The sequence below is a fragment of the Pseudomonas sp. B1(2018) genome (genome assembly GCF_003097365.1).
Classification (GTDB): domain Bacteria; phylum Pseudomonadota; class Gammaproteobacteria; order Pseudomonadales; family Pseudomonadaceae; genus Aquipseudomonas; species Aquipseudomonas laurylsulfatiphila.
On record NZ_PYUK01000003.1, the window covers coordinates 13,364 to 35,174 of the forward strand.

Genomic DNA, 21,811 nt, shown 5'->3' on the forward strand with positions numbered 1-21,811 from the left:
ATTTTTACTGTCTGACCCACCGCTTTCGCGAGCAAGCCCGCTCCCACACTGATCTCTGTGTAGGCCCGGGATTTTTCTTCTGTAAGTTCTGAGATTAAGGAGTGACACCATGCTGGTGATGCGCCCCGCGCAAATGGCTGATCTGGGCGAGGTACAGCGTCTGGCTGCGGACAGTCCGATTGGTGTCACTTCCTTGCCGGATGACGTTGAGCGCCTGAGCGACAAGATCGCGGCAAGCGAGGCCTCGTTCGCCGCCGAAGTGAGCTTCAACGGTGAGGAAAGCTATTTCTTCGTCCTCGAAGACAGTGCCACCGGCAAGCTGGTCGGTTGCTCGGCCATCGTGGCGTCGGCCGGTTACTCCGAGCCGTTCTACAGCTTTCGCAACGAGACCTTCGTCCACGCTTCGCGCGAGCTGAAGATTCACAACAAGATCCACGTGCTCTCGCAGTGCCACGACCTGACCGGCAACAGCTTGCTGACCAGTTTCTACGTGCAGCGCGATCTGGTGGGTTCGCCGTGGTCGGAGCTCAACTCCCGTGGCCGCTTGCTGTTCGTGGCCAGCCATCCGGAGCGTTTTGCCGATTCCGTGGTGACCGAGATCGTCGGTTACAGCGATGAAAACGGCGACTCGCCATTCTGGGATGCCATCGGGCGCAACTTTTTCGACCTCAACTACGCTGAAGCCGAGCGTCTGTGCGGCCTGAAGAGCCGTACGTTCCTCGCCGAACTGATGCCGCATTACCCGATCTACGTGCCCCTGCTGCCGGACTCCGCGCAAGAGGCGATGGGCCAGGTGCACCCGCGGGCGCAGATCACCTTCGACATCCTGATGCGCGAAGGCTTCGAGACCGATCACTACATCGACATTTTCGACGGCGGCCCGACCCTGCATGCCCGCGTCTCGGGGATCCGTTCGATTGCCCAGAGCCGCGTGGTGCCGGTGAAGATCGGCGAGCCGGTCAAAGGTGTCGGTCGCCAGTACCTGGTGGCTAACGCCCAGTTGCAGGACTACCGCGCAGTCATGCTCGAGCTTGACTACGCGCCGGGTAAACCGGTGACCCTGGACCTGGAAGCGGCCGAAGCCCTGGGCGTCGGTGAAGGTGCCAGCGTGCGCCTGGTGGCGGTTTAACACCTGCTGCTATGCCTGTAAAGAGTGAATGCTTAGTAAAGCAGCGAGTTTCACGGGTGGCGCAAGCGGCCCGTTTGAGGAGATAGCATGATCGTTCGTCCCGTACGCAGCAGCGATTTACCCGCTCTGATCGACCTGGCCCGCAGCACCGGCACCGGCCTGACCACCTTGCCGGCCAACGAAGAACGTCTGGCCCATCGGGTCGGCTGGGCCGAGAAGACCTTTCGCGGCGAAGCCGGGCGGGGCGATGCGGACTACCTGTTCGTGCTCGAAGACGACGACGGTCGCGTGGTGGGCATTTCCGCCATTGCCGGCGCCGTCGGCCTGCGAGAGCCCTGGTACAACTTCCGGGTCGGTCTGACGGTCAGCGCTTCCCAAGAGCTGAACATCTATCGCGAAATCCCGACGCTGTTCCTGGCCAACGACCTGACCGGCAACTCCGAGCTGTGCTCGCTGTTCCTGCACGCCGATTACCGCAGCGGTCTCAATGGCCGCATGCTGTCCAAGGCGCGGATGCTGTTCATCGCCGAATTCCCGCAACTGTTCGGCAACAAGATCATCGCCGAAATGCGCGGTGTTTCCGACGAAGCCGGGCGTTCGCCGTTCTGGGAAAGCCTGGGGCGCCACTTCTTCAAGATGGAATTCAGCCAGGCCGATTACCTGACCGGCGTGGGCAACAAGGCGTTCATCGCCGAACTGATGCCGAAATTCCCGTTGTACACCTGCTTCCTGTCGCCGGATGCGCGCAACGTGATCGGTCAGGTTCACCCGGACACCGAACCGGCGCTGGCCATGCTCAAGAGCGAAGGCTTCAGCTACCAGGGCTACGTCGACATCTTCGACGCAGGCCCGGCCATCGAATGCGAAACCGGCAAGATCCGTGCGGTACGCGACAGCCAGGCGCTGGTGCTGGCCGTCGGCACGCCGGGTGACGACGCCACGCAATTCATCATCCACAACCGCAAGCGCGAAGACTGCCGCATCACTGCTGCGCCGGCACGTCTGGCCGCCGGCACCCTGGTGGTCGATCAGCAGACCGCCAAACGTCTTCAACTCAACGCTGGCGATCAAGTGCGCGCCGTGGCGTTGTCCGCAGCTCGGGAGTCGAAATAATGAAGTCGCTTTACATCGCAGGTGAATGGCTGACCGGTCAGGGCGAAGCCTTCGAATCGCTGAACCCGGTGACCCAGCAGGTGCTGTGGTCCGGCGTCGGTGCCACCGCCGCTCAGGTCGAGTCGGCTGTGCAGGCGGCGCGTCAGGCGTTCCCGGGCTGGGCGCGGCGTACCCTGGAAGAGCGTATCTCGGTGCTGGAGGCCTTTGCTGCCGCGCTGAAGAGTCATGCGGACGAACTGGCCCGCACCATCGGCGAAGAAACCGGCAAACCCCTGTGGGAAGCGGCGACCGAAGTCACCAGCATGGTCAACAAGATCGCCATCTCGGTACAGAGCTACCGCGAACGTACCGGCGAGAAGAGCGGCCCGCTGGGTGACGCCACCGCTGTGCTGCGCCACAAGCCTCACGGTGTAGTCGCGGTATTTGGTCCTTACAATTTTCCGGGCCACTTGCCGAACGGCCACATCGTGCCGGCACTGCTGGCGGGTAACAGCGTGCTGTTCAAGCCCAGCGAGCTGACACCGAAAGTGGCCGAGTTGACGGTCAAGTGCTGGATCGAGGCCGGTCTGCCGGCGGGCGTGTTGAACCTGCTGCAAGGCGCTCGCGAAACCGGTATCGCCCTGGCGGCGAACCCGGGTATCGACGGGCTGTTCTTCACCGGTTCCAGCCGTACCGGCAACCACCTGCACCAGCAATTCGCCGGTCGTCCGGACAAGATCCTCGCGCTGGAGATGGGCGGTAACAACCCGCTGGTGGTCGATCAGGTCGCCGACCTCGATGCCGCCGTGTACACCATCATTCAGTCGGCCTTCATCTCCGCCGGCCAGCGTTGCACCTGTGCCCGCCGCTTGCTGGTACCGCAGGGCGCCTGGGGCGACTCGCTGCTGGCGCGCCTGGTGGCGGTCAGCGCGACTATTGAAGTCGGTGCCTTCGATCAACAGCCGGCGCCATTCATGGGCTCGGTGGTTTCCCTCGGTGCGGCAAAAGCGCTGATGGATGCCCAGCAACACTTGCTGGCCAATGGCGCCGTGGCATTGCTGGAAATGACCCAGCCTCAGGCTCAGTCGGCCTTGCTGACCCCTGGCATCCTGGACGTGACCGCCGTTGCCGATCGTCCTGACGAAGAGCTGTTCGGCCCGTTGCTGCAAGTGATCCGCTACGCTGATTTTGAAGCGGCGATCGCTGAAGCCAACGACACCGCGTATGGCTTGGCCGCCGGTCTGCTGTCGGACTCCGAAGCGCGTTACCAGCAATTCTGGCTGGAAAGCCGTGCCGGTATCGTCAACTGGAACAAGCAGCTGACCGGTGCCGCGAGCAGCGCGCCCTTCGGCGGCGTTGGCGCCTCGGGCAACCACCGCGCCAGCGCCTACTACGCGGCGGATTACTGCGCGTACCCGGTGGCCTCGCTGGAAACGCCGAGCCTGGTGTTGCCTGCGGCCCTGACGCCAGGCGTGAAAATGGCGTAACGCCCATTCGCGGGCAAGCCCGCTCCCACAAGGACTGCGTCGAACACAAAATTTGTGAACACTGCTGAACCTGTGGGAGCGGGCTTGCCCGTGAAGGCCGCGCCTCGGTCTAAATCAATTGTTACTCGATGCCTATAACAACAGATTCTCGTGGAGCCTCGCTGATGAAATCCTATGAAGTCAATTTTGACGGTCTAGTGGGGCCGACCCATAACTACGGCGGCCTGTCCTACGGCAACGTCGCGTCCCAGAGCAACAGCCAGCAGTCTTCCAACCCCAAGGAAGCGGCGCTGCAGGGCCTGGCGAAGATGAAAGCGCTGATGGAAATGGGTTTCCAGCAAGGCGTGCTGGCACCGCAAGAGCGCCCGGATGTGGCCGCACTGCGTCGCCTGGGCTTTGGCGGCACCGACGCTCAAGTGATCGAACGCGCTGCCAAGGACGCGATGCCGCTGCTCGTGGCCAGTTGCTCGGCCTCGAGCATGTGGGTGGCCAACGCCGCCACCGTCAGCCCGAGCGCCGACACCGCTGACGGCCGTGTGCATTTCACCGCTGCCAACCTCAACTGCAAATATCACCGCAGCATCGAACACCCGACCACCAGCCGCGTGCTGGGTGCTATGTTCGCTGACCAGAAACACTTCGCCCACCATGCCGCCTTGCCGGCCGTGGCGCAGTTCGGTGACGAAGGGGCGGCCAACCACACGCGTTTCTGCCGTGAATACGGCGAAGCCGGCGTCGAGTTCTTCGTGTTCGGCCGCAGTGCGTTCGACACCCGCTACCCGGCTCCGCAGAAGTATCCGGCGCGCCAGACCCTCGAAGCGTCCCAGGCCGTTGCCCGTCTGCACGGCTTGAGCGATGACGGCGTGGTCTACGCCCAGCAGAACCCGTCGGTGATCGATCAGGGCGTGTTCCACAACGACGTGATCGCCGTGGGTAATGGCGAGGTGCTGTTCTATCACGAGGACGCGTTCCTCGAGACCGAGAAGATGCTGGCCGAGCTGCAGAGCAAACTCGCCAAGGCCGGTGGGAAATTTCAGTCAGTCTGCGTACCGCGTTCCGCAGTAAGTGTGGAAGACGCGGTTCGTTCCTACCTGTTCAATAGCCAACTGCTGTCGCGTCCTGACGGCTCCATGCTGTTGATCGTGCCGGAAGAATGCCGTGGCATAGAGCGTGTCTGGCAATACTTGCAGGGTCTGACCAGCTCCGGCGGGCTGATCCGCGAAGTGAAAGTCTTCGATCTCAAGCAGAGCATGCAGAACGGCGGAGGCCCGGCTTGCCTGCGGTTGCGCGTCGCACTCAACGAAACCGAACTGGCGGCCGTCAACCCAGGGGTTATCATGACGGCACCGTTGTACGGCACACTGACCGAATGGGTCGAGAAGCACTACCGCGACCGCATGACCGAAAACGATCTGGCGGACCCGCAATTGTTGCTTGAGTGCCGGACGGCACTGGATGAACTGACGCAAATCCTTAAACTGGGCGCGGTTTATCCATTCCAGATCAATTGATCGACGACGCGCTGCCCCGGATGGCAGCGCGCCGCTTCATCTCAAACGAGAGCGTAAAGACATGAGCGATACCCTGCAGCTGATCCTTGAAGACACCGATGGCACGCAACTGGAGACGTCCTGCACCCGCGTCGCGGTCCTGTGGCAAGGCAAAGAGCTGTGGATCCAGCAGGACGGCCGTGGCCAGTTGCTGATCGGCGTGGACGTCGAAGAAGGCGATGCCGAATACGCCAACCTGCTGCTGCGCCCATTGGCGACTAATCTGGTAAGTCTGCAACTGGAGATGGAACCGGCTGACCTCACCGACGATGAGGACCATGTTCACGGCCCGGACTGCAACCACGATCACTAAGGAAACCGCTCTATGCTCGCCCTCGGCAAACTGCTTGAACTGACCCTCGCCGGCCGCGAACCGGCGGAGAAGACTCAACTGACTGTCGAAGGCGTGCGCATGCGCTGGTTGAGCGAAGGTGCGCTGGAAGTCCGGCCACCTGAAGCGCGTGACAATGGCCTGGACCTGCTGCTGTCGGCGGGGATCCACGGGAACGAAACAGCGCCGATCGAGTTGCTCGATCGCCTGTTGCACGACATTGCCCGCGGCGACCTGAAGCCGCGCGCACGTATTCTGTTCCTGTTCGGCAACCCCGAAGCGATTCGCAAAGGCGAGCGCTTTGTCGAGCAGGACGTCAATCGGCTGTTCAACGGCCGTCATGAACAAAGCAGCGGCTCCGAAGCCTTGCGCGCCTGTGAGCTGGAGCGTTTGGCGGCCAGCTTTTTCAGCCTGCCGGACCGACAGCGCTTGCACTACGACCTGCACACGGCGATTCGTGGCTCGAAAATCGAGCAGTTCGCCTTGTACCCGTGGAAGGAAGACCGCCAGCATTCGCGTCAGGAACTGGCGCGCCTGCGTGCCGCCGGTATGGAAGCGGTGTTGCTGCAGAACAAGCCGTCCATCGTGTTCAGCGCCTACACCTACGACAAGCTCGGTGCCGAGGCCTTCACCCTGGAGTTGGGCAAGGCGCGGCCGTTCGGGCAGAACGCCGGGGTAAACGTCTCGCTGCTGGAGGCGCGCCTCAAGCAGATCATCGAAGGCACCGAGCCGGAACTGACTGAAGCGGCACTGGACGGTTTGCAGCTGTACAGCGTGGCGCGGGAAATCATCAAGCACAGCGACAGCTTTCGCCTGAACCTGCCGGCGGACGTCGAGAACTTCTCGGAGCTGGAAGTGGGTTACCTGCTGGCGGAAGACATCGCCAACACCCGCTGGATCATCGAGGAGGAGGGCGCCCGGATCATCTTCCCGAACCCCAGGGTGAAGAATGGCCTGCGTGCCGGCATCCTGGTGGTGCCGACCACCGACGAAAACCTCGCCTGACCCGACCTGGATCCCTGTAGGAGCTGCCGAAGGCTGCGATCTTTTGATCTTGATGTTTAAAGATCAAAAGATCGCAGCCTTCGGCAGCTCCTACAGGTTCAAGGGTGAATCAGACGGCTACCGCGCGCGGTTCAGTGCGGCGCAGTGCACGGATCTTCATCAGGGTATCCGCACAGGTCTTCGCCGCTTCCTGGCCTTTATGCACGAAATGCTCGAAGAAGAACTTCTGGTGCTCTTCGCCGGCATGGAAGTGGTGCGGGGTCAGGGACACCGAGAACACCGGCACTTCGGTTTCCAGTTGAACCTGCATCAGGCCGCTGACCACTGACTGGGCGACGAACTCGTGACGGTAGATCCCGCCGTCCACCACCAGGGCGGCCGCGACGATGCCGGCATAACGACCGGTCTTGGCCAGCAACTTGGCGTGCAGGGGCATTTCGAAGGCGCCGCCGACTTCGAAGAAGTCGATGTCGGATTCCTGATAACCCTGGGCAATCATTTCGGCGAGGAAACCTTTACGGCTCTGATCGACGATTTCCTTGTGCCAGCAGGCCTGGATGAACGCAACGCGCTCGCCGTGATGGTGTTTGCTTTTGCTGTCAATTGCGGTGGGTTGCATGTTCTGACTCCTGTTTGTGTGAAAAACAGGGCGTTATGAATCGAAGGGGATCTGAGGGTACGCACGCTCGCACGAATGCCGGCGGTCGGCCCTCTGGTGTCAATCCCGTTCTCTCTTCATCCGGACTATGACCGTCGGCCCCGGGATCACACCGGGTCTGCTGACCTTGCTGTCAGGCACCGCCGAAGCCGTGCTGCCATCAAGCGCTCGCGGGCTATGCGCATTGCGCGCAATTACCGCCGGTGGGGAGTTGCACCCCGCCCTGAGAACGTTTTTGCCGCCGGAATGTTTGGCGGCGCAGCGTTTTTATCACATATTTCCGATATGCGCATGACCAATACCGGTCACTAAAGGTGGGGAACCTGTGGGAGCGGGCTTGCTCGCGAAGACGGTTTAACATCCAGCGCAAATGTCGACTGTCAGTCCGCCTTCGCGAGCAAGCCCGCTCCCACATGGGCGCATTTCGTCTTTTACTCGTTCAAGGGTTGATTAATCGTCGCCATGCCCGCAGTAATTCTTTCCTGAAAGGGATTTCCCCTGCTTACCGAGGCCAGATTCATGAGCGTTATCGATCTTCGCAGCGACACCGTCACCCAACCTTGCGCCGGCATGCTGGACGCGATGGCCAACGCCGTCACCGGCGACGACGTGTATGGCGAAGATCCGACGGTCAATCAGCTGGAGGCCGAACTGGCCAAGCGCCTGGGGTTTGCCGCGGCGCTGTTCGTGCCGACCGGGACCATGAGCAATCTGCTGGGGTTGATGGCCCATTGCGAGCGCGGTGACGAATACATCGTCGGCCAGCAGGCCCACACCTATAAGTACGAAGGTGGCGGCGCAGCGGTGCTCGGCTCGATCCAGCCGCAGCCGCTGGAAGTGCAGGCCGATGGCTCGCTGGACCTGGCACAGGTCGCGGCGGCGATCAAACCGGACGACTTCCACTTCGCCCGCACCCGCTTGCTGGCGCTGGAAAACACCATGCAGGGCAAGGTCCTGCCGCTGGAATACCTGGCCCGGGCGCGCAGTTTTACCCGCGAGCAGGGTTTGCAGCTGCACCTGGACGGTGCACGCCTGTACAACGCGGCAGTGAAGCTGGGTGTGGATGCCCGGGAAATCACCCGGTATTTCGATTCGGTCTCGGTGTGCCTGTCCAAAGGCCTGGGTGCACCGGTCGGTTCGGTGCTGTGCGGCTCGGTCGAGCTGATCGGCAAGGCGCGGCGCCTGCGCAAGATGGTCGGTGGCGGCATGCGTCAGGCCGGTATTCTGGCGGCAGCGGGCCTGTATGCACTGGATCACAATGTTCAGCGCCTGGCCGATGACCATGCCAACGCGCAGTTGCTGGCCGAAGGCCTGCGTGCGGCGGGCTTCGAGGTCGAGCCAGTACAGACCAATATGGTATATGTGCAGATGGGTGACCAGGCCGAAGCGCTCAAGGCCTTTGCCGCCGAGCGCGGGATCAGGCTCAGTGCGGCTGCGCGTCTGCGCATGGTCACGCACATGGACGTCAACCGTGGGCAAATCGAGCAAGTCGTCGCAACATTCGTCGACTTTTCGCGCAAGTGATAGCGTTAGCGCTCCAATTGACCGTTTCTATCGTATAAACACGCTGTACCCCGCGCGCAGGGCCGATATAATGCGGCCCTTTGCCGTCGCTTCGTCTGTTGACGTTTCGAACAGGCCTTTGGCCGCAGCCTCCGTGGAAGAACCTAATGAAAAGCGCAGAAATCCGTGAAGCCTTCCTTCGCTTCTTCGAAGAGCAAGGCCACACCCGTGTAGCCTCCAGCTCTTTGATTCCGGGCAACGACCCAACCCTGCTGTTCACCAACGCGGGGATGAACCAGTTCAAGGACTGCTTCCTGGGCCAGGAAAAACGCGCGTACACCCGCGCGGTCAGCAGCCAGAAATGCGTGCGCGCCGGCGGCAAGCACAACGACCTGGAAAACGTCGGTTATACCGCTCGTCACCACACCTTCTTCGAAATGCTGGGTAACTTCAGCTTTGGCGATTATTTCAAGCGTGATGCCATCAGCTACGCCTGGAACTTCCTGACTTCCGACAAGTGGCTGAACCTGCCGAAGGAAAAGCTCTGGGTCACCGTCTACGCCAGCGATGACGAGGCGTACGACATCTGGACCAAGGAAATCGGGGTTCCGGCCGAGCGCATGGTGCGCATCGGCGACAACAAGGGCGCGCCATACGCTTCCGACAACTTCTGGACCATGGGCGATACCGGCCCGTGCGGTCCTTGCACCGAGATCTTCTACGATCACGGCGCCGACATCTGGGGCGGCCCACCGGGTTCGCCGGAAGAAGACGGCGACCGTTACATCGAAATCTGGAACAACGTGTTCATGCAGTTCAACCGCACCGCCGACGGCGTGTTGCACCCGCTGCCAGCGCCGTCGGTGGACACCGGCATGGGCCTGGAGCGGATCAGTGCCGTGCTGCAGCACGTTCACTCGAACTATGAAATCGACCTGTTCCAGAGCCTGCTGAGCGCGTCGGCCAAGGCCATCGGCTGCACCAACGACGCCCAGGCTTCGCTGAAAGTCGTGGCTGACCACATTCGTTCCTGCGGCTTCCTGATCGCCGACGGCGTGCTGCCGTCCAACGAAGGCCGCGGCTACGTGCTGCGCCGGATCATCCGTCGCGCCTGCCGTCACGGTAACAAGCTGGGCGCCAAGGGCAGCTTCTTCTACCAGATCGTCGCGGCCCTGGTTGCCGAGATGGGTGAGGCCTTCCCTGAGCTGAAATCCCAGCAGGCGCACATCGAGCGCGTGCTGAAGGCCGAAGAAGAGCAATTCGCCAAGACCCTGGAGCAGGGCCTGAAGATCCTCGAGCAGGATCTGGCCGAACTCAAAGGCGACGTGGTGCCGGGCGACGTGGTGTTCAAACTCTACGACACCTACGGTTTCCCGATGGACCTGACCGGCGACATCGCTCGCGAGCGCAGCCTGACCATCGACGAAGAAGGTTTCGAGCGTGAAATGGAAGCCCAGCGCGTCCGTGCCCGTTCCGCCAGTTCCTTCGGCATGGACTACAACAGCCTGGTCAAGGTCGATGTGGACACCGAGTTCACCGGTTACACCGCTCACAGCGGTTCCGCCAAAATCGTTGCTCTCTATAAGGACGGGCAATCGGTTGACGTACTGAGCGAAGGCGAAGAGGGCGTGATCGTCCTCGATCAGACGCCGTTCTATGCGGAGTCCGGTGGCCAGATTGGTGATTGCGGCTTCCTGCAGGCCGGTGCTGCGCGTTTCGACGTGCGCGACACCACCAAGACCGGTGGTGCGTTCTTGCATCACGGCGTGCTGGATTCGGGCAGCCTGATCGTAGGTACTCCGGTGGAGACTCATGTCGACGCCGAAGTGCGCCACGCGACTTCGCTGAACCACTCGGCGACTCACTTGCTGCACGCCGCATTGCGCCAGGTACTGGGCGACCACGTCCAGCAGAAAGGTTCGTTGGTGGACAGTCAGCGCCTGCGCTTTGACTTCAGCCACTTTGAAGCGATCAAGCCTGAGCAACTGAAAGCGCTGGAAGAGATCGTCAACGCCGAGATTCGCAAGAACTCCGAGGTTGAAACCGAAGAAACCGATATCGAAACCGCCAAGCAAAAAGGCGCCATGGCGCTGTTCGGCGAGAAGTACGGCGATAGCGTGCGCGTACTGAGCATGGGTGACTTCTCCGTCGAGCTGTGCGGCGGTATCCACGCCAACCGTACCGGCGACATCGGCCTGCTGAAAATCATCAGCGAAGGCGGTGTGGCATCGGGTGTGCGTCGTATTGAAGCCGTCACTGGTGCTGCGGCGCTGGCTTACTTGAACGCGGCGGAAGAACAACTCAAGGAAGCGGCCAGCCTGGTCAAGGGCAGCCGCGACAACCTGATCGACAAGCTGTCGGCTGTGCTGGAGCGCAACCGTCTGCTGGAGAAGCAACTCGAGCAGTTGCAAGCCAAGGCTGCCAGTGCCGCGGGCGACGATCTGTCGGCCCAGGCGCAGGACGTCAAGGGTGTGAAAGTGCTGGCCGTGCGTCTGGACGGTCAGGATGGCAAGGCGCTGCTGGCGCTGGTCGATCAACTGAAAAACAAACTCGGCCGCGCAGTGATCCTGCTCGGCAGTGTCCATGAGGAAAAGGTCGTTCTGGTTGCAGGCGTAACCAAAGACCTGACTGGCCAACTCAAAGCCGGTGATTTGATGAAGCAAGCCGCTGCGGCAGTGGGCGGGAAGGGCGGTGGTCGTCCAGACATGGCGCAAGGCGGCGGTACCGACGCTGGCGCACTGGATGCGGCACTGGCGCTGACCGTTCCGTTTGTAGAGCAGGGTCTATAAGGCAGTGCTTGCGGCTCGTAGTCTAGTGGCGGGCCGCAACGCTGTTTGAGTGATTATTTGGGCGCCCTTCATGGGCAGAGGCGGCTTTGAAATGGCTTTGATCGTACAGAAATTTGGAGGCACCTCGGTCGGCACTGTCGAGAGAATCGAGCAGGTCGCCGACAAGGTTAAGAAATTCCGCGATGCCGGCGATGACCTGGTGGTTGTGCTGTCTGCAATGAGCGGCGAAACCAACCGTCTGATCGATCTGGCCAAGCAAATCAGTGGCGACGGCCAACCGGTTCCGCGCGAGCTGGACGTGATCGTCTCCACCGGTGAGCAGGTGACGATTGCCCTGTTGGCCATGGCGCTGATCAAGCGCGGCGTGCCGGCGGTGTCGTACACCGGCAATCAGGTGCGGATTCTGACGGATAGCGCGCACAATAAAGCGCGTATCTTGCAGATTGATGACCAGAAGATTCGCGGTGACCTGAAGGCAGGTCGTGTGGTGGTTGTCGCCGGTTTCCAGGGCGTCGACGAGCACGGCAACATCACCACCCTCGGTCGTGGCGGTTCCGACACCACCGGCGTGGCGCTGGCGGCGGCCCTGAAGGCTGACGAATGCCAGATCTACACCGACGTCGACGGCGTCTACACCACCGACCCGCGCGTGGTGTCCGTGGCCCAGCGCCTGGACAAGATCACCTTCGAAGAGATGCTGGAAATGGCCAGCCTCGGTTCCAAGGTGTTGCAGATCCGCGCGGTCGAGTTCGCCGGCAAGTACAACGTTCCGCTGCGCGTACTGCACAGCTTCAAGGAGGGTCCGGGCACCCTCATTACTATTGATGAAGAGGAAACCATGGAACAGCCGATCATTTCCGGTATCGCTTTCAACCGCGATGAAGCCAAGCTGACCATCCGTGGCGTGCCAGACATTCCGGGCGTTGCCTTCAAGATTCTCGGCCCGATCAGTGCCGCGAACATCGAAGTCGACATGATCGTGCAGAACGTCGCGCACGATAACACCACCGACTTCACCTTCACCGTGCACCGCAACGACTACCAGGCGGCGCAAGCCGTGCTGGAAAAAACCGCTGGCGAGCTGGGTGCCCGTGAAGTCGTGGGCGACACCAAGATCGCCAAGGTCTCGATCGTCGGCGTCGGCATGCGCTCTCACGCAGGCGTGGCCAGCCGCATGTTCGAATCCCTGGCCAAGGAAAGCATCAACATCCAGATGATCTCGACCTCGGAAATCAAAGTCTCCGTAGTGATCGAAGAGAAGTACCTGGAGCTGGCTGTGCGCGCTCTGCACACGGCTTTCGAACTGGACGCACCGGCCCGCCAGGGCGAGTGATGCGTTTGCCAGAAGGCGCGGTCTGACCGCGCCTTTTGTTTTTTTGAATGGCGTGACCCCCGAGACTGTTCTTTTGCTCGCGCTAGTCAATACTCAGGCATGTAGGGCTGCGACCGCTCCGGTTGTGGGTCGAGTGCCTTTTTTTTGCAGACTGTTGTCCCTGAAATGAAATGCGTGAGGAGAAAGGTATGCTGATTCTGACTCGTCGGTGTGCAGAAAGCCTGATTATCGGTGATGGCGAAATCACCGTGACCGTACTCGGCGTCAAAGGAAATCAAGTGCGCATCGGCGTTAATGCCCCCAAAGAGGTCGCTGTTCACCGGGAAGAAATTTACCTGCGTATCAAGAAAGAGAAGGACGAAGAACCAAGCCATTAATTTTTATCGTTTTTTATGTTTGCAAACGGGGAAGAAGCTGGTTAATATACGCCCCGTGTTGCGGAGAGCTGGCCGAGTGGCCGAAGGCGCTCCCCTGCTAAGGGAGTACACCTCAAAAGGGTGTCGGGGGTTCGAATCCCCCGTTCTCCGCCATTATTTGCTTAGTACGTTGTAATCTGGCTTTTTCGGTAAGTTGTTGAAATTACTAGAAAAAGTGTTTGACATAGAGATTAGACGGCCTATAATGCGCGGCAACAAATGCACTCGTAGCTCAGCTGGATAGAGTACTCGGCTACGAACCGAGCGGTCACAGGTTCGAATCCTGTCGAGTGCACCATTTAAGAGTCATCTGCAGTAATGTGAATGACTTGGCTTCAACCAGTTGTGATCTGGTCTAAAAACACAAATTGCACTCGTAGCTCAGCTGGATAGAGTACTCGGCTACGAACCGAGCGGTCACAGGTTCGAATCCTGTCGAGTGCACCATACAACAGAAAGCCCGCATTTTATGCGGGCTTTTTGCCGTCCGGGATTTGGCTTTTCCCTTCTTGCATCCCTTCCCGTCGAACGCCACGCGTGCCTGGCGTCTTGCTGGCTCCTGCTGGTTGAAAATCGCCTCTGCGTGTTCCTGGGCGTCCTGCGTGGCGTTCCTTTTCAAGGCTGGCGGCTACAATTTTCGAAGGGGCGTGTGTTTTCCTCTCGGATTGCGTCGTCGCATTTTCACGGATCAGGACGATGCTCAGGTTTGTTGTGCAAGCGCTTGTTTCAGCCAAGATTTTTTAACGTTTAAAACCGTCAGGCGGTGTATCATTGCGCCCGTCAGCCCCGCCGGGGCTTGTGGAATACCTCCATGGACTTACCCAGTAGTTACTCAGTACCCCGTTTTACCAATCATGAATTGACTGATTGATCCTTCCGGCGTGCCCCGCTGCTGGGAGTGGAGTTCGCCTATGTCCGAAGTTGAAGTAAAGAAAACGCAGGAAAGCTTGCAGGATCGCCTGGCTCAGGTGGTTGAGTTGCTGCAGCGCCAGCGAGTGGTAGAAGACCTGACTCACCGCCAGGAAGGCCCGCATCATGACCGGGTCGAGAACCTGGTCCACCGGCAGAACCTCGTCGAGTTGCAACGCAAGCTCGATGACCTGCACTCCGCCGACGTCGCCTACATCCTTGAAGCCTTACCGCTGGACGATCGTCTGACGCTCTGGCAATTGGTCAAGGCCGATCGCGACGGCGACATCCTCCTTGAAGTATCCGATTCGGTCCGTGAATCGCTGATCGCCGACATGGACGATCACGAGCTCCTGGCGGCCGCCAAGGACATGGATGCCGACGAACTCGCTGATCTGGCCTCCGAGCTGCCGCGAGACGTCGTCCATGAGCTCATGGAGACCCTCGACCAGCAACAACGTGAACGTGTGCGTTCGGCACTGTCCTACGATGAGGAGCAGGTCGGTGCGTTGATGGACTTCGAGATGGTGACCATCCGCGAGGATGTCAGTCTTGAAGTGGTCCTGCGTTATCTGCGTCGTCTGAAAGAGCTTCCGGGCCACACCGACAAGCTGTTCGTGGTCGATTACGACGGCGTCCTCAAGGGCGTGTTGCCGATCAAGCGTTTGCTGGTCAATGATCCGGACAAACAGGTTTCCGAGGTGATGGCCAGCGATCCGGTGAGTTTCCACCCGGACGAAGACGCCTACGATGCCGCCCAGGCATTTGAACGTTACGACTTGATCTCCGCACCCGTGGTCGACAAGAACGGCAAGCTGATCGGCCGTCTGACCATCGATGAAATGGTCGACCTGATCCGTGAAGAGAGCGAAAGCGAAGTTCTCAACATGGCGGGTCTGCGTGAAGAAGAAGACATTTTTGCGTCGGTCTGGAAATCCCTGCGTAACCGCTGGGCCTGGCTGGCGATCAACCTGATTACCGCGTTCGTGGCTTCCCGGGTCATCGGTTTGTTCGAGGGTTCGATCGAGAAGCTCGTGGCGCTGGCGGCGTTGATGCCGATCGTGGCGGGGATCGGTGGTAACTCGGGCAACCAGACCATCACCATGATCGTTCGAGCGATGGCTCTGGATCAGGTGAGCACCGGCAATACCTCGCGCCTGATGCGCAAGGAGTTGGCAGTCGCCTTGATCAACGGTGTGATATGGGGTGGGGTGATCGGTGTGGTCGCCTATCTGCTGTATGGCAGTTGGTCGCTCGGCGTGGTGATGACCGCCGCGATGACGCTCAACCTGTTGCTGGCGGCGTTGATGGGGGTCTTGATTCCGATGACCCTGGCGAAGATGGGCCGCGATCCGGCGATGGGGGCCAGTGTGATGATTACGGCCATGACCGACAGTGGTGGCTTTTTCATCTTCCTCGGGCTGGCGACAATTTTCCTGCTCTGATCTCCTGTTCACCGAAAACCCGCCTTCTGGTGGGTTTTTTGTGCTCGGGTTTCAGGCAAAAAAATTCTTCATGCAATCCCGGGAAACTGTAGGAGCCAGCCTGCTGGCGATGGACTCCAGTGCGCCGCGTTTATCCAGTTTGCCCGCGTTATCGTTAACGACCATCGCTGGCAAGCCAGCTCCCACAGGGGGCCATGCCCACGCCGAAAACTGTAGGAGCCAGCTTGCTGGCGATGGACTCCAGTGCGCCGCGTTTATCCAGTTCACCCGCGTAATCGTTAACGACCATCGCTGGCAAGCCAGCTCCCACAAGGGGCCGCAACTGCAGGAGTCCATGCTCAGGCCAGTGAAATAACCAAAAAAAAAGCCAGCGATCAGGCTGGCTTGAGCTTTCTGGCTGAATCAGGACGCGTCGGCGGCCATTTCAGCGTCATGAGCGATCAGCGAAACCAGAGCGTTCTGCTGTCGATGTGAGAGTTGGCGGAAGCGCTGCAGCAGCTCCCGTTCGTGCAAGGAAAGCTCCGGGCTGTCCAGGCGCATGCTCAACTCTTCTCCCAGTGCGCCTTCCTGAATAAGACTCTGCTCAAGGCGCGCAATGATTTCGGAGTTCATGCTGCGATGATGATTGCGAGCCACCTCGGCAATGCGTTCACGCATTCCGTCTGGCAGACGTACGACGAACTTGTCAGCCGTACGGCTGGAATAAATTGCCTGTTTCAATGGGCGCATATATTTAACCGGTTAGTTCAGGGGAGCGGTTTTCGGGATTGGCCGCAGGATGTCTGGTAGGACAAGCTCTCTGACCAAATGTTCAACCTGAATTGATAGAGGCGCGCATCATGCCTCAAACCAGCCAGATCCTTGGCGTCAATTCTGTGACAAATATTGAACTGGATAAAGGCGTTCTGCCAGCACCAATTATCAGAAATGCGCACTGGTTTGAAAAGTTTGACCGGGCCGTTTCGCTTGGCGCTTTCTCCGACCGACGAAAGGTCTCTGGCGGGAGGAAAAAAGCGGGCTCGATTCCTGCTCCTTGCCCTTACAGAATAGTGGCAAATGGCCGATTTACTAGGGGAGGTGGTATTGAGGGGCTGAATTCAGGTTGGAAGACAGGCCCTTGCACTGAATCTGCCAAGCCAAGGTCAGCGCAGTACCGGATCAAACTTGATCTTGCGTCCGGCAATCAATGCGAGCACGAACAGGGTGGTGAATACACCACAGGCGATCAGGGGGAGGGTGACGACCATGTCCTGGGTCAATGACAGATGAAAAATGCCGCTCAACAAGGCGAGGATGAAAAAACTCGCGGCTGATCTGGACATGCGATGCTCCTGGTGGGGGGGGTCAAAATACCAAACGTTCGGCAGGCGGGTTTGGCACCGGGATGTTTTCCTGGCTGGCCTCCTGGCTGACAAAACCGTGCTGGTCGCTTATCGCTGCCAGCTGCGGAGCCTTCTGCAACTGAAGGTAATGCGGGATGCGTTGGGCAATCTGCGTAGCGCTGGTCTCGGGAAAAAAATGAAATCCCAGTAAAACTGCCAGTGCGATTGCATTCGAGAGTAAAAGGGCGCATTTCATGGTGCGTGCCTCGGTTGTTCTGTGAGAACAGTGGAAGCAGCTCGCATGCCAGAGTTTATCGGCAATTAAATTCTTTAAAAACAATCAATTAAGTTATTTTTGGTAAAGCTCCATATTGCATTTTGCAATGGTGGCTTTTTGCAGTGATGCAAAATGCACGGTAAACAAGTCCGCGCCCGCCAGAGGCATCTGCCTACACTTAAAAAACCCACGGACGACATGACAAAAGCAGGTCCGGCCGTTAACATGCACGCCGTCCATCGCGCCGCGTTTCGTCGCGGCCGACTTGTGTCTCAGTAGCTCAATTGGATAGAGCATCCCCCTCCTAAGGGGAAGGTTGGCAGTTCGAACCTGCCCTGGGACACCATCCTTCATCAGCACTTTGCTGTCCAAAAAGCCCCGTCGGAAAGTTGATTCCGGCGGGGCTTTTTTGTGCGCTGCGTCTCGTTTTCACTCGCGCGTTCATCTATTCAGAGTGAGCGTTGGGGCAGGTTCTCAAGGGAATGCCATGGCTGGCCGATAACCCTGACAGTTACGCGCTTCTTCATCTATGCGGTCAGTGCATCTGCTGATTGGCGATGAGAAGCTGTTTGATGGCTAAGGGCTACCAGTTATCATCTGCGCGCCAAATCTAGGGCTGCGAAGCTGAGTCCGTCCGTGTATTTGCCTTTGGGTTCTCCTTCTTAAATTGCCTGGAAATCTTCGATGCTGTCGTATCACCAAAAGCGTTTTCTGATCGTCGATGATTTCTCGGACTTCCGCAGTTCGGTTCGCTCGATGCTGCGCGAACTGGGCGTCAAGGAAGTGGACACTGCCGATACCGGCGAACAGGCGCTGAAAATGTGTTCGCAGAAGGCCTACGATTTCATCCTGCAGGACTTTCACCTGGGTGACGGCAAGAAGAATGGCCAGCAGGTGCTCGAAGACCTGATGGAAGAAAAGTTGATCAGCCATGAAGCGGTGTTCGTGATGGTCACCGCCGAAACCAGCCAGGCCATGGTGCTCAGTGCGTTGGAGCATGAACCCGATGCCTACCTGACCAAGCCGTTCAACCGGTCCAGCCTGGCCCAGCGCCTGGAGCGCCTGGAGCAGCGCAAGACCTTGCTCAAGCCGATCCTGCAGGCGCTCGACCGGGGCAAGCCGATGGAGGTGCTCAACGCCTGCATCGCCCTGTGCAAGCAAGACATCCGTTACTCGCCGTTGTGCCTGCGCTATCGCGCCGATGCCTTGCGCGACCTCAATCAGAACGAAGCGCTGGAGCGGCTGTACGACGGCATCATCGCCGACCGTCCGTTGCCCTGGGCGTTTGCCGGGTTGGGCAAGTTGCTGTTCAAGCGCGGTCAGGTCGGGCAGGCCAAAGGCATCTACGAAAAAGCCCTGAAAGTGTTCCCGATGATGCCGTCGTTGTATGACGGCATGGCTGACGTGCTGGTCGCCGAAGGGGACACCAAGGGGGCGCAGCGCGTTCTCGAAGAAGCGATTCGCCTGTCGCCGCTGGCGGTGCGCCGGCAAGCGGCGCTGGGCAAGCTGGCAATGACCAACGAGGACTTCGATACCGCCTCCAAAGCCTATCGTCAGGCGGTAGCCCAAGGCGCGCAGTCACGCTTCAAGGACCCTGAAAGTAACCTCGGCCTGGCTCACGCCTTGATCAGCAAGGGCAGCGACAGGGGGTTGGATACCCGCACCCGGCTGGAAATCAACACCACGCTGAGCGCAGTGGCCAAGGACAACCCAAGCGACCCTGGCCTGCAAATTCGTGCGCGCTTGATGAAGGCCACCAGTCTGCTGATCAACGATGCGGAAACGGCCGACAAGCTCACCGAGCAGGCCCTGTTGCGCCTCGACGGCATGGAGCAATTCATGAGCGCCGAAGCGGCGTTGCTGGTGGCCAAGCAACTGAAAATGCTCGGGCAGTCCGAAGCCGGCACCGCGATGCTGAAAAACTGCGTGGAAATCTACGGCGACGATCCGGCGGTCATGAAGGACATCGCCAAGCAGACCGATGACCCGAGCATCCTCAATGCCGGCAACGCCGCCGCTGAGCTCAACCGTCAGGGCGTGCGCGTCTACAAGACGGGCAATCTGGTGGAGGCCCGGCAGGTCTTTCGCAAAGCCCTGGCCATGCAACCGAAGAACATCAGTATCGCCCTGAACATGGCGCAGTCGCTGTTGCACGGCACCGATACCAGCGTTGCTTCGGCGGAGCTGGAGGAATGCCGGACCTGCCTGAAAATGGTCGGCCTGATGCCCGACACCGACGCGCGTTTTCCACGTTACCAAAAGCTCAAAAGCAAGGCGTTTGGCCAATGAACGAACACGAACAGGCACTGGACTTCTCCACGGTGATCGCCTCCACCGTGCACGACATGAAGAACTCGCTGGCCATGCTGATGCAGGCCCACAGCCAGTGGCTGGGGCGTTTGCCGGAGTCGGCGCAGCAGACGCCGGAGCAGGGCGTGATCGACTTCGAGTTCGCCCACCTCAACGGCATGCTGGTGCAATTGCTGGGGCTGTATAAGCTCGGCGTCAACCAGATGCCGTTGCAACCGGCCTACCATGAGCTGGACGACTTCATCGAAGCGCAACTGGCGTGTCATCAAGAGGTGTTCGCCAGCCGCGGCATCATGGCCACCTATGAAGTGGACCCGTTGAGCCCGCTGGGTTTCTTCGACCGCGAGTTGATCGCGTCGGTATTGGCCAACTGCATCAACAACGCCATTCGTTTTGCACGGCATGCCGTTCTGATCAGTGTCAGTGACGAAGCCGGGCAACTGGTTTTGACCATCAATGACGATGGCGAGGGCTATCCGGCGCCGATGATCGAGCGTCAGGCCGATTACGCGCAGGGCATCAATCAAAGCACTGGCAGCACCGGCCTGGGCCTGTACTTTGCCGGACGAATTGCCGCACTGCATCAACGCAACGGCGTGGGCGGGCACACCGAGATCAGCAATGGCGGTCCGTTGGGCGGTGGGGTCTTCAGACTTTTCCTTCCATGATTGTTTCTCGCAGGAGCTGCCGAAGGCAGCGATCTTTTGATCCTGGAAGTCAAAAGATCGCAGCCTTCGGCAGCTCCTACGGGGTTTTGTGTCTTTATTGATGTGGGCTGCTTGAAATTCCGAACACGCGGAGCCTATTTTGTACGGTCGCCGTTCGCGGCCCGCACAATAACAAGGATAGCGTCATGACGACCGTTGGCCTGAGTTCACTCGCGCAGCGATTGACGGGCATTGATGAAGTTGAATGTGTCACGCCGGATTTGAATGGCGTTCCACGGGGCAAAGTGATGACCTCCGAGGGGTTTCTCGACGGTCGACGTTTGCAGCTGGCGCGGGGTGTGCTGCTGCAATGCATCATGGGCGGATACCCGCCGGCGCGGTTTTATGGCAGCGATGATGGCGACCTGGCGCTGATTCCGGACCCTGCACAAATCCACCGCTTGCCCTGGAGCAGTCCACCGCGCGCTTTCGCCATTTGCGACGCGAACGAACTGGGCACTACCACCAGCTCCAACCTGTCGACCCGTGGCCAGCTCAAGACGGTGATTGCCCGTTACGCGGCCCGCGGCCTGGCGCCTGTGGTGGCGACCGAGCTTGAGTTCTTCGTTTTTGCGCCTAACACCGACCCGACTCAATCGTTCCAGCCACCGGTGGGGCAGGACGGTCGCCGCGAGGACGGTCAGTCGGCGTTCAGCGTCAGCTCCAACAACGGCTTGCGGCCGTTCTTCAATGAAGTCTACGCGTGCATGGCGGCGCTGGGATTGCCTCGCGATACCTTCATGCACGAGATGGGCGTCAGCCAGTTCGAGATCAACCTGCTGCATGGCGATCCATTGCTGCTGGCCGACCAGACGTTCCTGTTCAAGCACCTGCTCAAGGAAGTGGCTCTCAAGCACGGCCTGAGCGTGGTCTGCATGGCCAAGCCCTTGGCGCATACGCCGGGCAGTTCGATGCATATTCACCAGAGCGTGGTCGAGATCGATTCGGGGCGTAACGTGTTCAGTGACGAGGCGGGGCAGGAGACGGCCACCTTCCGCCATTTCATTGCCGGCCAGCAAGTGTGCATGGCCGACTTCACCGCATTGTTTGCGCCGAACGTGAACTCCTATCAGCGCTTGTGCCACCCTTACGCTTCACCGAACAATGCCTGCTGGTCCCACGACAACCGGGCAGCCGGCCTGCGTATCCCGGCCAGTTTGCCAGTGGCTCGACGGGTCGAAAATCGTTTGCCCGGCGCCGATGCCAACCCGTATCTGGCGATTGCCGCAAGCCTGGCGGCAGGGTTGCATGGCATCGAGAACGCATTGGAGCCGAGCGCACCGATCCAGGGTGAATTCGAAGTTCCGGACAATCTTTCATTGCCGTGTACCTTGCATGCGGCTCTTGAGCGTCTGAAACGTAGCCAGTTGGCCAAGGAACTGTTCGGCACGGAATTCATCGAAGGCTACATCGCTTCGAAGACCCTGGAGCTGAGCAGTTTCCATGATGAAATTACGCCCTGGGAACGACGTGTTTTAGCCGCCCAGGCCTGACGATCTGTCGACATCCGGCTATCGTTTAGCGATAGCCGATTCTCACTGCAAGGAG

At 59.7% G+C, this 21,811-nt stretch carries 19 protein-coding genes, 4 tRNA genes and 1 riboswitch; of the genes, 18 read left to right on the forward strand and 5 right to left on the reverse strand.

All coding sequences use genetic code 11. The features are described 5' to 3' along the window. Nucleotides 1-109 precede the first annotated feature (109 nt). From aruF to astE, 6 genes are all read left to right on the forward strand, one after another. Nucleotides 110-1,129: an arginine/ornithine succinyltransferase subunit alpha gene (aruF, locus tag C9422_RS05120; protein ID WP_007971023.1), complete on the forward strand. Its 1,020-nt coding sequence runs from the start codon at nucleotides 110-112 to the stop codon at nucleotides 1,127-1,129. Nucleotides 1,130-1,216: 87 nt separating this feature from the next. After that, nucleotides 1,217-2,242 carry an arginine N-succinyltransferase gene (gene astA, locus C9422_RS05125; RefSeq protein WP_116579900.1) on the forward strand — a complete coding sequence of 342 codons (1,026 nt, stop codon included), beginning with the start codon at nucleotides 1,217-1,219 and terminating at the stop codon, nucleotides 2,240-2,242. Then, entirely contained in the window at nucleotides 2,239-3,708 is a 1,470-nt protein-coding gene (gene astD / locus C9422_RS05130) for a succinylglutamate-semialdehyde dehydrogenase (RefSeq protein WP_165824755.1), read from the forward strand. Before astA ends, astD begins: the two co-directional genes overlap by 4 nt. 164 nt (nucleotides 3,709-3,872) lie before the next feature. Beyond that, the gene (gene astB / locus C9422_RS05135) at nucleotides 3,873-5,219 is read left to right on the forward strand and encodes an N-succinylarginine dihydrolase (protein ID WP_116579902.1); all 1,347 of its coding nucleotides are present in this window, start codon (nucleotides 3,873-3,875) and stop codon (nucleotides 5,217-5,219) included. 61 nt (nucleotides 5,220-5,280) lie between these two features. Beyond that, nucleotides 5,281-5,571, forward strand: a complete 291-nt coding sequence (locus C9422_RS05140; protein WP_007971029.1) for a hypothetical protein — start codon at nucleotides 5,281-5,283, stop codon at nucleotides 5,569-5,571. Between the two features lie 12 nt (nucleotides 5,572-5,583). Beyond that, on the forward strand, nucleotides 5,584-6,594 hold the full coding sequence (gene astE, locus C9422_RS05145; protein WP_116579903.1) for a succinylglutamate desuccinylase: 1,011 nt from the start codon (nucleotides 5,584-5,586) through the stop codon (nucleotides 6,592-6,594). Nucleotides 6,595-6,703: 109 nt separating this feature from the next. Here astE and C9422_RS05150 read toward each other — a convergent pair whose 3' ends face one another. Further along, nucleotides 6,704-7,213, reverse strand: coding sequence for a 6,7-dimethyl-8-ribityllumazine synthase (locus C9422_RS05150; RefSeq protein WP_102699825.1), 510 nt, complete (start codon nucleotides 7,211-7,213; stop codon nucleotides 6,704-6,706). Nucleotides 7,214-7,316: 103 nt separating this feature from the next. Beyond that, nucleotides 7,317-7,487: riboswitch (FMN riboswitch) on the reverse strand. Between the two features lie 284 nt (nucleotides 7,488-7,771). Between C9422_RS05150 and ltaE the strand changes: the two genes are divergently transcribed. The 8 genes from ltaE (at nucleotide 7,772) to mgtE (ending at nucleotide 15,647) form a co-directional block, all read left to right on the forward strand. Then, nucleotides 7,772-8,776, forward strand: coding sequence for a low-specificity L-threonine aldolase (ltaE, locus tag C9422_RS05155; RefSeq protein ID WP_116579904.1), 1,005 nt, complete (start codon nucleotides 7,772-7,774; stop codon nucleotides 8,774-8,776). 146 nt (nucleotides 8,777-8,922) lie between these two features. After that, nucleotides 8,923-11,544 carry an alanine--tRNA ligase gene (gene alaS / locus C9422_RS05160; RefSeq protein ID WP_095963655.1) on the forward strand — a complete coding sequence of 874 codons (2,622 nt, stop codon included), beginning with the start codon at nucleotides 8,923-8,925 and terminating at the stop codon, nucleotides 11,542-11,544. Nucleotides 11,545-11,635: 91 nt separating this feature from the next. After that, a complete protein-coding gene (locus tag C9422_RS05165) occupies nucleotides 11,636-12,877 on the forward strand; it encodes an aspartate kinase (RefSeq protein WP_007971040.1) in 1,242 nt (413 codons plus the stop codon). 188 nt (nucleotides 12,878-13,065) lie between these two features. Continuing rightward, the gene (csrA, locus tag C9422_RS05170) at nucleotides 13,066-13,254 is read left to right on the forward strand and encodes a carbon storage regulator CsrA (protein ID WP_002554426.1); all 189 of its coding nucleotides are present in this window, start codon (nucleotides 13,066-13,068) and stop codon (nucleotides 13,252-13,254) included. Nucleotides 13,255-13,316: 62 nt separating this feature from the next. Further along, a tRNA-Ser gene (locus C9422_RS05175) sits at nucleotides 13,317-13,407 on the forward strand. A 107-nt stretch (nucleotides 13,408-13,514) separates the two neighbouring features. Continuing rightward, nucleotides 13,515-13,591: transfer RNA gene (locus tag C9422_RS05180), tRNA-Arg, on the forward strand. A gap of 72 nt (nucleotides 13,592-13,663) precedes the next feature. Next, nucleotides 13,664-13,740, forward strand: a tRNA-Arg gene (locus tag C9422_RS05185). A 464-nt stretch (nucleotides 13,741-14,204) separates the two neighbouring features. After that, nucleotides 14,205-15,647: a magnesium transporter gene (gene mgtE / locus C9422_RS05190; RefSeq protein WP_007971042.1), complete on the forward strand. Its 1,443-nt coding sequence runs from the start codon at nucleotides 14,205-14,207 to the stop codon at nucleotides 15,645-15,647. Nucleotides 15,648-15,801: 154 nt separating this feature from the next. Here the strand turns inward: mgtE and C9422_RS32475 are convergent, their stop codons facing one another. From C9422_RS32475 to C9422_RS05205, 4 genes are all read right to left on the reverse strand, one after another. Beyond that, a complete protein-coding gene (locus C9422_RS32475; protein ID WP_256589863.1) occupies nucleotides 15,802-15,936 on the reverse strand; it encodes a hypothetical protein in 135 nt (44 codons plus the stop codon). Nucleotides 15,937-16,049: 113 nt separating this feature from the next. After that, nucleotides 16,050-16,376, reverse strand: coding sequence for an Arc family DNA-binding protein (locus C9422_RS05195; protein ID WP_003178899.1), 327 nt, complete (start codon nucleotides 16,374-16,376; stop codon nucleotides 16,050-16,052). Nucleotides 16,377-16,789: 413 nt separating this feature from the next. Further along, a complete protein-coding gene (locus tag C9422_RS05200) occupies nucleotides 16,790-16,969 on the reverse strand; it encodes a PA3371 family protein (RefSeq protein ID WP_095963656.1) in 180 nt (59 codons plus the stop codon). 22 nt (nucleotides 16,970-16,991) lie between these two features. Next, nucleotides 16,992-17,225, reverse strand: a complete 234-nt coding sequence (locus C9422_RS05205) for a hypothetical protein (protein ID WP_116579905.1) — start codon at nucleotides 17,223-17,225, stop codon at nucleotides 16,992-16,994. A gap of 290 nt (nucleotides 17,226-17,515) precedes the next feature. Here C9422_RS05205 and C9422_RS05215 point away from each other — a divergent pair. The 4 genes from C9422_RS05215 to C9422_RS05230 all read left to right on the forward strand — a co-directional run bounded on the left by C9422_RS05215 (nucleotide 17,516) and on the right by C9422_RS05230 (nucleotide 21,756). Then, nucleotides 17,516-17,592 (forward strand) — tRNA-Arg (locus tag C9422_RS05215). A gap of 338 nt (nucleotides 17,593-17,930) precedes the next feature. Continuing rightward, nucleotides 17,931-19,535, forward strand: a complete 1,605-nt coding sequence (locus tag C9422_RS05220; protein ID WP_116579907.1) for a tetratricopeptide repeat-containing response regulator — start codon at nucleotides 17,931-17,933, stop codon at nucleotides 19,533-19,535. Beyond that, nucleotides 19,532-20,224: a sensor histidine kinase KdpD gene (locus C9422_RS05225; protein WP_116579908.1), complete on the forward strand. Its 693-nt coding sequence runs from the start codon at nucleotides 19,532-19,534 to the stop codon at nucleotides 20,222-20,224. Before C9422_RS05220 ends, C9422_RS05225 begins: the two co-directional genes overlap by 4 nt. A 287-nt stretch (nucleotides 20,225-20,511) precedes the next feature. After that, nucleotides 20,512-21,756, forward strand: coding sequence for a glutamine synthetase family protein (locus tag C9422_RS05230; RefSeq protein WP_165824756.1), 1,245 nt, complete (start codon nucleotides 20,512-20,514; stop codon nucleotides 21,754-21,756). Nucleotides 21,757-21,811 lie beyond the last annotated feature (55 nt).

Bases quoted from the DNA above. Each gene is read 5' to 3' on its own strand.
- C9422_RS05225 (WP_116579908.1), top strand. From the start codon at position 19,532: ATGAACGAACACGAACAGGCACTGGACTTCTCCACGGTGATCGCCTCC.
- astE (WP_116579903.1), top strand. From the start codon at position 5,584: ATGCTCGCCCTCGGCAAACTGCTTGAACTGACCCTCGCCGGCCGCGAA.
- astB (WP_116579902.1), top strand. From the start codon at position 3,873: ATGAAATCCTATGAAGTCAATTTTGACGGTCTAGTGGGGCCGACCCAT.
- astA (WP_116579900.1), top strand. From the start codon at position 1,217: ATGATCGTTCGTCCCGTACGCAGCAGCGATTTACCCGCTCTGATCGAC.
- aruF (WP_007971023.1), top strand. From the start codon at position 110: ATGCTGGTGATGCGCCCCGCGCAAATGGCTGATCTGGGCGAGGTACAG.
- C9422_RS05165 (WP_007971040.1), top strand. From the start codon at position 11,636: ATGGCTTTGATCGTACAGAAATTTGGAGGCACCTCGGTCGGCACTGTC.
- C9422_RS05140 (WP_007971029.1), top strand. From the start codon at position 5,281: ATGAGCGATACCCTGCAGCTGATCCTTGAAGACACCGATGGCACGCAA.
- C9422_RS05230 (WP_165824756.1), top strand. From the start codon at position 20,512: ATGACCTCCGAGGGGTTTCTCGACGGTCGACGTTTGCAGCTGGCGCGG.
- C9422_RS05220 (WP_116579907.1), top strand. From the start codon at position 17,931: ATGCTGTCGTATCACCAAAAGCGTTTTCTGATCGTCGATGATTTCTCG.
- csrA (WP_002554426.1), top strand. From the start codon at position 13,066: ATGCTGATTCTGACTCGTCGGTGTGCAGAAAGCCTGATTATCGGTGAT.
- C9422_RS05195 (WP_003178899.1), bottom strand. From the start codon at position 16,376: ATGCGCCCATTGAAACAGGCAATTTATTCCAGCCGTACGGCTGACAAG.
- alaS (WP_095963655.1), top strand. From the start codon at position 8,923: ATGAAAAGCGCAGAAATCCGTGAAGCCTTCCTTCGCTTCTTCGAAGAG.
- C9422_RS05205 (WP_116579905.1), bottom strand. From the start codon at position 17,225: ATGAAATGCGCCCTTTTACTCTCGAATGCAATCGCACTGGCAGTTTTA.
- C9422_RS05200 (WP_095963656.1), bottom strand. From the start codon at position 16,969: ATGTCCAGATCAGCCGCGAGTTTTTTCATCCTCGCCTTGTTGAGCGGC.
- C9422_RS32475 (WP_256589863.1), bottom strand. From the start codon at position 15,936: ATGGTCGTTAACGATTACGCGGGTGAACTGGATAAACGCGGCGCACTG.
- C9422_RS05150 (WP_102699825.1), bottom strand. From the start codon at position 7,213: ATGCAACCCACCGCAATTGACAGCAAAAGCAAACACCATCACGGCGAG.
- mgtE (WP_007971042.1), top strand. From the start codon at position 14,205: ATGTCCGAAGTTGAAGTAAAGAAAACGCAGGAAAGCTTGCAGGATCGC.
- ltaE (WP_116579904.1), top strand. From the start codon at position 7,772: ATGAGCGTTATCGATCTTCGCAGCGACACCGTCACCCAACCTTGCGCC.